The organism is Enterobacter sp. WCHEn045836 (assembly GCF_003965585.1).
Taxonomy (GTDB): Bacteria; Pseudomonadota; Gammaproteobacteria; order Enterobacterales; family Enterobacteriaceae; genus Enterobacter; species Enterobacter dissolvens.
In genome coordinates, this window is record NZ_RXPT01000043.1 from 1 (window position 1) to 1,497 (window position 1,497).

The window sequence follows — 1,497 nt, forward strand, 5'->3', positions numbered from 1 at the left end:
ATGCCTGGCAGTTCCCTACTCTCACATGGGGAGACCCCACACTACCATCGGCGCTACGGCGTTTCACTTCTGAGTTCGGCATGGGGTCAGGTGGGACCACCGCGCTAAAGCCGCCAGGCAAATTCTGTTAATCTGTATCAGGCTGAAAATCTTCTGTCTCTCACCGCCAAAACAGCTTCGGCGTTGTAAGGTTAAGCCTCACGGTTCATTAGTATCGGTTAGCTCAACGCATCGCTGCGCTTACACACCCGACCTATCAACGTCGTCGTCTTCAACGTTCCTTCAGGAGACTTTAAGTCTCAGGGAGAACTCATCTCGGGGCAAGTTTCGTGCTTAGATGCTTTCAGCACTTATCTCTTCCGCATTTAGCTACCGGGCAGTGCCATTGGCATGACAACCCGAACACCAGTGATGCGTCCACTCCGGTCCTCTCGTACTAGGAGCAGCCCCCCTCAATTCTCCAGCGCCCACGGCAGATAGGGACCGAACTGTCTCACGACGTTCTAAACCCAGCTCGCGTACCACTTTAAATGGCGAACAGCCATACCCTTGGGACCTACTTCAGCCCCAGGATGTGATGAGCCGACATCGAGGTGCCAAACACCGCCGTCGATATGAACTCTTGGGCGGTATCAGCCTGTTATCCCCGGAGTACCTTTTATCCGTTGAGCGATGGCCCTTCCATTCAGAACCACCGGATCACTATGACCTGCTTTCGCACCTGCTCGAGCCGTCACTCTCGCAGTCAAGCTAGCTTATGCCATTGCACTAACCTCCTGATGTCCGACCAGGATTAGCTAACCTTCGTGCTCCTCCGTTACTCTTTGGGAGGAGACCGCCCCAGTCAAACTACCCACCAGACACTGTCCGCAACCCGGATTACGGGTCTACGTTAGAACACCAGCCATTAAAGGGTGGTATTTCAAGGTTGGCTCCACGCAGACTGGCGTCCACGCTTCAAAGCCTCCCACCTATCCTACACATCAAGGACCAGTGTTCAGTGTCAAGCTATAGTAAAGGTTCACGGGGTCTTTCCGTCTTGCCGCGGGTACACTGCATCTTCACAGCGAGTTCAATTTCACTGAGTCTCGGGTGGAGACAGCCTGGCCATCATTACGCCATTCGTGCAGGTCGGAACTTACCCGACAAGGAATTTCGCTACCTTAGGACCGTTATAGTTACGGCCGCCGTTTACCGGGGCTTCGATCAAGAGCTTCGCGTTGCCGCTAACCCCATCAATTAACCTTCCGGCACCGGGCAGGCGTCACACCGTATACGTCCACTTTCGTGTTTGCACAGTGCTGTGTTTTTAATAAACAGTTGCAGCCAGCTGGTATCTTCGACTGATTTCAGCTCCACCCGCAGGGGCTTCACCTACATATCAGCGTGCCTTCTCCCGAAGTTACGGCACCATTTTGCCTAGTTCCTTCACCCGAGTTCTCTCAAGCGCCTTGGTATTCTCTACCTGACCACCTGTGTCGGTTTGGGGTACGATTT

General features: G+C 53.6%; 2 rRNA genes. Both read right to left on the reverse strand.

Features of this window, described 5'->3' with window-relative positions:
• Positions 1-2: 2 nt before the first annotated feature.
• A 5S ribosomal RNA gene (rrf, locus tag EKN38_RS25620) occupies positions 3-118 on the reverse strand.
• A 69-nt stretch (positions 119-187) separates the two neighbouring features.
• Positions 188-1,497, reverse strand: a 23S ribosomal RNA gene (locus EKN38_RS25625); the annotation flags it as partial.